Genomic DNA, 7280 nt, shown 5'->3' on the forward strand with positions numbered 1-7280 from the left:
TGTAGTCTCATTGTTGTCGGTGATTGGCCAAGCTGCCAGTCACCGACCAACCGAAGTGACAGGGCATCGTTCCGTATGACCTGCGGCAGGAGTGACTGCCGCGTCCGGTGGGGACCGGGCGGGAAGGCCGGGATGCGGATGATGCAAGGCGGCAAGCAACACACCGGGTTCAGCAGGTAACAGGATCCGGAGAAGCAATCAGCGGCAAAGGCCGCAGGGGGATGGCGGGCGAGGGCGCCCGCCGCGGAGAGGGAAAGCGTTGACGACCATATCGCGGGTCGCCACGAGCCATATGAACGGCCGGACTGCGTCGGTGAGGCGTGTGTTCTTCGCGAGCGCGCTCGTTGCCGGTGCGTGCCTCCTTTCCTCCTGCGTCTCATCGCTCGACGATACCTCGGCATTCGGCTTCGGCGCTTCAGCCGAGACGAAGTCCGCCGCGGCCAAGCCGGCAGACGGCCAGGCTGCGACAAAGGGCGATGCCAGCGCGGATATCGCTGGTGCCGCCTTGGCCGCCGCGACCGGCGCCACGGTGGCCGATCCGGCCAAGGCGATCGCCGAAGCCGCCGCTGACACGCCGGCCGTGGCGATGGCGGCAGGCTCGGCGCCGCCCTCCGCCCCGCCGCCGTCCCCACCGGGGCCGACCCTGTCTCTCCGCGATCGGATGAGCCAAGCCCGGCCGGCGGCCTTTGCCGGCGGGCGCGTTTCCGAGGGCGAAGAGGCGGCCGATGCCGAGGCGTCGACGGCCTCTGGCGGGGCATCGCTTTTTACCTCCCTCTTTGCCCGCGAAAAGGCCCGCACCCCGATCCGCAATCTTGAGAAGAGCCGCGACAAACGCGCCATTTTGAAGCGCGATGACGGCGCGGCCGCCGGTCAGACCGAGACGATGAGTTCGCTGCCCGGCGTCGATCCGTCCTCGCTGTTCGAGATCGGACAACGCGCCTCTGCGGACGAAGAAGATGCCATCGACGACGTGATGACGTCCTACCGCGTTGCCTCGATCGGCGGCTTCGCACGGTTGGCACCCAACGGTTTGAAGATCGCCCGGCCGGATGTCCAGACCGCCTGTTTCCCGGCCAATCTCGTCGGGCTGATTCACACGATCGAACGCCATTTCGGCGCGCGGGCGGTGATCACCTCCGGCTATCGCAGCCCGACCCACAACCGCCTCGTCAACGGCGCCCTGCGCTCCGAGCATATGGCGTGCAAGGCGGCGGATCTGATCGTGCCGGGTGTCAGCGGAACGCAGGTCGCCAGCTTCGTGCGGTCGCTGCCCGATCGTGGCGGCGTCGGCACCTATTGCCGCACCGACATGATTCATATCGATGTCGGCCGCAGGCGCGACTGGAATTGGCGCTGCCGCGGCAGCGTGCAGTGACCCGGACCGGCCATTCTCAAGCAGGAAAAGAGCGACTTTTCGTCGTTGCGCGGCCATCGCGTCGGGTAGAAGCGAAAGCCTTGAAAAACCGACCGGCTTCGCTTGCGAAGTGAAAGAATCACCAGTATACACCGTTTCGCCGCGCCCATCGTCTAGCGGTCTAGGACGCCGCCCTTTCACGGCGGAAACACGGGTTCGAGTCCCGTTGGGCGTACCATTTTCCTGCATTTCGGCAGGGCTTTTCCGGCCGCTTATGACAAGCCGTTCAGGCGCAGTTTAATCCGCGTTTGGGATGCCGTTTGGTTGGCGTTTTTTACGCTGCGTTGCGGGCGGTCCAGTCGGCGGGCAATTCGCCGCGGATGATCAGGCTGAGGACGTCGTCTTTCGTCACCTCTTCGATGCGGTGCTGGCCGACCTTGCGGCCGTTGTTCATCACCACCACCCGGTCGCAGAGCCGGAAGACGTCGTGCATGTCGTGGCAGACGAGGAAGATGCCGATTCCCTCGGCCCTCAGCTTGGTGATGAGCTCGGCGACCATTTCGGTTTCCGAGGGCCCAAGCGCCGCCGTCGGCTCGTCCATGATCAGGATCTTCACGTCGAAATAGATCGCTCGGGCGATCGCGATCACCTGCCGCTGGCCGCCGGACATGCTGGCGACCGGGGCGGTGTGGTTGGTGAAATTGGGATTGAGCCGCTTCAACACCGTCTTCGCCTCGGCGGCCATCCGCCTGTCGTCGAGATTGCCGAAGCGGGTCTTCAACTCGCGGCCGAGGAACAGATTGGCCGGCGCGTCGAGATGGTCGGCGAGCGCCAGCGTCTGATAGATCGTCTCGATGCCGCAATGGCGGGCGTCGAGCGGATTGGTGAAGGCGACCTTGGCGCCGTCGACGAAGATTTCGCCCGCCGACGGCGCCATCGCACCGGAGAGAACGCGCATCAGGCAGGATTTGCCGGCGCCGTTATGGCCTAAAATGCCGACGACCTCGCCGGGATAAAGGTCGAGCGAGACGTCGCGCACGGCCTGGATGCCGCCGAAATGCTTGGAGATGTCACGCATCTCGACGAGGGGGGATCGGGTCTCGGTCATCGCCTGTGCCGCCAAGCTCGTGTGTCGGTGGAGCCGGCCGGGCAGGCATGCGCCTCGCCCGGCCGGAATCGGGATTTAGTAGAGAACGTTCTTCGCCTCGGACGAATCGATGTTCTTCTTGGTCACGATGACGACGCCGGTGTTGATGAACGGCTCGACCTTCTTGCCTTCGATCAGGTCGACGGCCGTGTCGATGCCCTTTTCGCCCATCTGATAGGAGCCCTGAACCGCGATTGCATCGAGGACACCGTCCTTGACGAACTTTTGCAGATCCTCGTTGCCGTCGAAGCCGAGGGCGACGAGCTGACCCTTCTTGCCGGCCTGGACGATGGCGCGGCCCATGCCGACGGCGGTCGGCTCGTTGGCGCCGAAGATGCCCTTGAGATTCGGATGGGCCGACAGAACGTCCGTCGTCTGGTTCAGCGCCGTCGCCATCTGCGACTGCGAATAAAGGGTCGAAACGACCTTCAGCTTGGAATGTTTGGCGATATAGTCCTTGAAGCCGCCGACGCGGCCAATCTCCGAGCCGACGCCCGGCACATAGGACATGACGGCGATGTCGCCGGTCTTGCCGACCCGCTTGATCATCTCTTTCGCCATGGCCTCGCCGGCCGCCTTGTTGTCGGTCGACAGAAACGACTGGTAATATTTCTTGCCGCCCTCGGCGAGATTGGAATCGATGATGACCACCGGGATGCCGCTTTCGTATGCGCGCTTGACCGCTGGCACCAGGGCGTCCGGGTCGGACGGGGCGAGCACGATACCCTTCACGCCGCGATTGATGGCATTTTCGACGAGATCGACCTCGTCGGCGATCGCCGTTTCCGCAGCCGGACCGTCGAAGCTCATCTGATAGCCGGAATGGTTCTTGATCGCCGCTTCAGCCCCCTTGCGGACGTTCTGCCAGTAGTTCGAATTGGTCGTCTTGACGATGACCGCGATCTCCTGGGCGCTGGCGAGGACCGGCGCGCCAAAAGTGGCGGCGGCTGCGACGGCCGCGAAAAACAGCGTCTTCATTGGTTTCATGTCTTATTCCTCCCTGTCTTGCGAAGGCCTCCCGCCTTCGCTCAAGACCCTTTGCGATGACGAAGTTGATCGACCCAAACCGCCCCGATGACGACGAAGCCGATCACGATCTGTTGGATGAAGGCGGAGACACCGCCCATGTTGAGCCCATTGCGCAAGATGCCGATGATGAAGGCGCCGATCATCGTGCCGGAAATCGTGCCGACGCCACCCATCAGCGAGGCGCCGCCGATCACCGCCGCGGCGATGGCGTCGAGTTCGGACATCACGCCCTCGCTCGGCTGGGCGGTGACGAGGCGCGACATCAGGACGATGCCGGCGAGGCCTGCCATGAACCCGGACAGCGCATAGGCGAAGAGTTTGGTACGATCGACGGCGACGCCGGAGAGCCGGGCGGCTTCCTCATTCGAGCCGACGGCATAGACATGGCGCCCGGTCGTGCGGCGATGCAGGAGATAGGCGATTGCGACGGCGACGACGATAAGCAGGATCGCGGGATAGGGAATGCCGGCGAACACCACGCGGGGAAAGCCGTTGGGCTGCATTGCGATGATGCGGAACAGGGCGCCATTGCCGAGGCGGCCAAATTCGTCGCCAAGGCCCGAGACCGGCGAGGCGCCGGTGATCTGCAGTGCGATACCGCGGGCGATCAGCATCATCCCGAGGGTCGCGATGAAGGGGGCGATCTTCAGCTTGGTGACAACCAGCCCGTTGACCAGGCCGCACAGCGTGCCGACAATAAGGCCGCCGGCAAAGCCGATGCTGACCGGCAGGCCGGCCTTGACCAAAAGCCCGGCCGTGACGCCGGCGAGCGCCAGCACCGAGCCGACCGACAGATCGATACCGCCGGTGATGATGACCACCGTCATGCCGATTCCGAGCAGGCCGATTGCCGCGGTCTGCAGCAGGATCGTCATGGCATTGTTGGTCGACAGGAAGGTGCCGTTGACCATGGAGAAGGCGATCACCAGAGCGATCAGCGTGGCGACGGCGGACAGCCGCTGGAGGAGATCGCCACGCTGACGAAGAGCGGCGCTCAGGTCCAGGAAAAAGGCGTTGCCACGGGCTTCGTTGCGGATCTCGGTCATCGCCCCTCCCAAGGCTTTGCTCGCCGCGGTCCGAGAGGGGCGAGATCAATATTGACGGAAGGTCATTCGATCCGGCGCCCTGCTTCAAGCACAGCACTCATCCTCCCGAGCGGCACGATAGGCAGGAGGCCTGTCGGGGGTCAATGGTTTTTAATTTTTTCCATACTATACTGAAAATGAAATGAGAAATCAGTGATTTGATCGAAAGGGGGTGTCGTGGCTCGAACCAATACCCGGTTCAAGGCTGCCTACAATGCCATGATGCCTCGGCTGCAGGCGATGCGGATCGGCGACGATCTGCCGTCCGAAACGGCAATTGCCGAATCGCTCGGGGTGAGTCGGACGATTTCTCGCTCGATCCTGACCGAGCTGGCGCAGCACGAGATCGTCTCATGGCAGGGTCGGCGCAAGACCTTGCTGCGGCATCCGAGCGCTGCCGACAAGTTTTCGGGGGCCGATCTTGCCACCTCGTCGGAAAAGATCGAGCGTAAGTTTCTGGAGTGGATTTTGCGCCGGGACGTTGCGCCCGGCGCCCGGCTCAACATCCGCGATCTCGCTCGACGCTTCGCCGTGACCCCGGCCGCGCTCAACCAGTATCTGACGGCCTTCAGCCGCTTCGGCATGGTTCAGCGGGAGGGGCGGGAGGGATGGGTTCTCACCGGCTTCACCGCCGAATATGCGCGCGAATTGTCGGAATTCAGGCGGATGATCGAACTCGACGCCGCCGCCCGCTTCGCCGCCCTTGCCGACGATCATCCGGTTTGGGCCGAACTGGACCTGCTCGATGACGAGCATCGCGACCTGATGGCCGCGATCGACACACGGTTTCACGATTTCTCCGAGCTCGACGACCGCTTCCACCGCACCGTCGTCGGCATCACAAGCAATCGCTTTGCCCTCGAATTTCAGGAGCTTGTCACGCTGGTCTTCCACTATCACTATCAGTGGAACAAGCGGCTGGAGCGCGAGCGCAACGCCGCGGCGATCGGCGAGCATCTCGTCTATCTGGAGGCGCTGCGCACCCGGGATCGCGACACGATTCTCAAAGCCGCCGGCGATCATCTCGCGACCGCGCATATGACGCTGCTCGAATCGATCGGCGCCTGACGGCGAGGGGATTGCGCGAGGCCGATCCGGGATCGGGTCAGTCGCGGTTCAGGTGCCGGCTGGCGGCGTAAAGCGCGATCGCGGCGGCGTTGGAGACGTTGAGCGAATGGATCGCGCCCGGCATCGGGAGACGTGCGAGCCGCGCGACCGTTGCGCGGGTCTTTTGACGAAGGCCCTTGCCTTCGGCGCCGAGGACGATGGCGAGCTTGTCGCCGGCAAGGCTCGCCTCGAACGTCTCCGGCCCTTCCGAATCGAGGCCAACGGTGAAAAAGCCCTGGCTCGCGAGCGATTCGAGCGCTTCGGCAAGATTGCGAACCTCGATCTGGGTCACGTGCTCCAGCGCGCCCGAGGCGGCTTTGGCGAGCACGCCGCCTTCCTGCGGCGAGTGGCGCGAGGTGGTGACGACGGCGTCGGCGGCAAAGGCGGTCGCCGAGCGCAGGATGGCGCCGACATTGTGCGGATCGGTCACCTGATCGAGAACGAGGACGAGCCGGGCGTTGGCAAGATCGCCGAGCCGCTTGGCGATGAGCGGCTCAGTTTCCAGTGCGACGCCCTGATGCACGGCCTCGGAGCCGAGTTCGGCGATAAGCGCCTTCGGCTCGACCTGCTCCAGCGTGCAGGGCAGGGCGCTCTCGTCGATCTCCAGCCGAGCCAGCGCATTACGAGTGGCCAGCAGGCGATGGAGTTTGCGGCGCGGGTTTTTCAGCGCTTCGGAGACGGTGTGCAGGCCGTAGAGCCAGATGCGACCGGCAGCCGGCGCGCGGCCCGGCGAGGGATCGCCGGCTGGGCGGGCGTGGCCGAACCGGCCCTGCGGCTCGCCGGCTTTCGCCCGCTTGGCATCGCGATGCGAGCGGCGAAGCCGCGCGTAATGGCTGTCTTTCGGGGTGCCGGATGTTTCGTCGCTCATGGCGGTGGCTTACAGCATCGGCCCGAAAATCGGAATCGATTTTCGGCAAGCACGATGCGTCGGATCAACAAGAGAGTGCGCCGGCGAGGAATTTCGTGGTGGCGACGGCTCGCGTGGCGTTGACAGACGCCTGCGCTTTTTCCATAAGGCCGCTCGGACATGCTAGACGCGGCTTTCGGGCAGCGCACTGGAACATGCGAATGACGATCCGATGACATCGTCGGTTCGGAGGGGTGTCCGAGTGGTTAAAGGAGACGGACTGTAAATCCGTTGGCTAAGCCTACGCTGGTTCGAATCCAGCCCCCTCCACCATCGCTTTGCGACCGGCGTGTTTTGGCGTAGTCTCCGGCTGCGTCGGGGATGACTGCGCGGGTATAGCTCAATGGTAGAGCAGCAGCCTTCCAAGCTGAATACGCGGGTTCGATTCCCGCTACCCGCTCCATCATCCTGATACGGGCTGCAATCCTTTGATCTTTCGGGCCACGCGGCGGCGGGCCCTTGCTTTGTGGAGCGCGAGCTTTTATGTCGCGCGCACCGAAATATCTTCCGGCATTGGGAGCAGGCGATGGCCAAGAGCAAATTCGAGCGTACGAAGCCGCATGTGAACATCGGCACGATCGGTCACGTTGACCACGGCAAGACGTCGCTGACGGCGGCGATCACGAAGTACTTCGGCGAGTTCCGGGCTTA

At 63.9% G+C, this 7280-nt stretch carries 7 protein-coding genes and 3 tRNA genes; 6 read left to right on the forward strand and 4 right to left on the reverse strand.

The window, feature by feature from the left end; genetic code table 11:
- The first annotated feature begins 259 nt into the window (after window positions 1–259).
- Window positions 260–1375 carry a YcbK family protein gene (locus tag J1C48_RS17595; RefSeq protein WP_231081882.1) on the forward strand — a complete coding sequence of 372 codons (1116 nt, stop codon included), beginning with the start codon at window positions 260–262 and terminating at the stop codon, window positions 1373–1375.
- Between the two features lie 141 nt (window positions 1376–1516).
- Window positions 1517–1592 (forward strand) — tRNA-Glu (locus J1C48_RS17600).
- A gap of 96 nt (window positions 1593–1688) precedes the next feature.
- Here J1C48_RS17600 and J1C48_RS17605 read toward each other — a convergent pair.
- The 3 genes from J1C48_RS17605 to J1C48_RS17615 form a co-directional block, all read right to left on the reverse strand.
- Window positions 1689–2462 carry an ATP-binding cassette domain-containing protein gene (locus tag J1C48_RS17605; protein WP_207259313.1) on the reverse strand — a complete coding sequence of 258 codons (774 nt, stop codon included), beginning with the start codon at window positions 2460–2462 and terminating at the stop codon, window positions 1689–1691.
- Between the two features lie 75 nt (window positions 2463–2537).
- Window positions 2538–3479, reverse strand: coding sequence for an ABC transporter substrate-binding protein (locus tag J1C48_RS17610; RefSeq protein ID WP_207259324.1), 942 nt, complete (start codon window positions 3477–3479; stop codon window positions 2538–2540).
- A 50-nt stretch (window positions 3480–3529) separates the two neighbouring features.
- Complete coding sequence (locus tag J1C48_RS17615) at window positions 3530–4576, reverse strand: ABC transporter permease (protein WP_207259314.1); 1047 nt, start codon at window positions 4574–4576, stop codon at window positions 3530–3532.
- Window positions 4577–4792: 216 nt separating this feature from the next.
- Between J1C48_RS17615 and J1C48_RS17620 the strand changes: the two genes are divergently transcribed.
- Window positions 4793–5683 carry an FCD domain-containing protein gene (locus J1C48_RS17620; RefSeq protein ID WP_207259315.1) on the forward strand — a complete coding sequence of 297 codons (891 nt, stop codon included), beginning with the start codon at window positions 4793–4795 and terminating at the stop codon, window positions 5681–5683.
- 37 nt (window positions 5684–5720) lie between these two features.
- On the opposite strand, the gene rlmB is transcribed toward J1C48_RS17620, so the two are convergent.
- A complete protein-coding gene (gene rlmB / locus J1C48_RS17625) occupies window positions 5721–6590 on the reverse strand; it encodes a 23S rRNA (guanosine(2251)-2'-O)-methyltransferase RlmB (protein WP_207259316.1) in 870 nt (289 codons plus the stop codon).
- A gap of 227 nt (window positions 6591–6817) precedes the next feature.
- Here rlmB and J1C48_RS17630 point away from each other — a divergent pair.
- The 3 genes from J1C48_RS17630 to J1C48_RS17640 form a co-directional block, all read left to right on the forward strand.
- Window positions 6818–6902: transfer RNA gene (locus tag J1C48_RS17630), tRNA-Tyr, on the forward strand.
- Window positions 6903–6958: 56 nt separating this feature from the next.
- Window positions 6959–7032, forward strand: a tRNA-Gly gene (locus J1C48_RS17635).
- Window positions 7033–7155: 123 nt separating this feature from the next.
- Window positions 7156–7280: GTP-binding protein (locus tag J1C48_RS17640; RefSeq protein WP_231081591.1), on the forward strand; the 125-nt coding region annotated here is incomplete at its 3' end.

It is taken from the genome of Jiella flava (assembly GCF_017349315.1).
Taxonomy (GTDB): domain Bacteria; phylum Pseudomonadota; class Alphaproteobacteria; order Rhizobiales; family Rhizobiaceae; genus Jiella; species Jiella flava.

Bases quoted from the DNA above. Each gene is read 5' to 3' on its own strand.
- J1C48_RS17605 (WP_207259313.1), bottom strand. From the start codon at position 2,462: ATGACCGAGACCCGATCCCCCCTCGTCGAGATGCGTGACATCTCCAAG.
- J1C48_RS17610 (WP_207259324.1), bottom strand. From the start codon at position 3,479: ATGAAGACGCTGTTTTTCGCGGCCGTCGCAGCCGCCGCCACTTTTGGC.
- J1C48_RS17615 (WP_207259314.1), bottom strand. From the start codon at position 4,576: ATGACCGAGATCCGCAACGAAGCCCGTGGCAACGCCTTTTTCCTGGAC.
- rlmB (WP_207259316.1), bottom strand. From the start codon at position 6,590: ATGAGCGACGAAACATCCGGCACCCCGAAAGACAGCCATTACGCGCGG.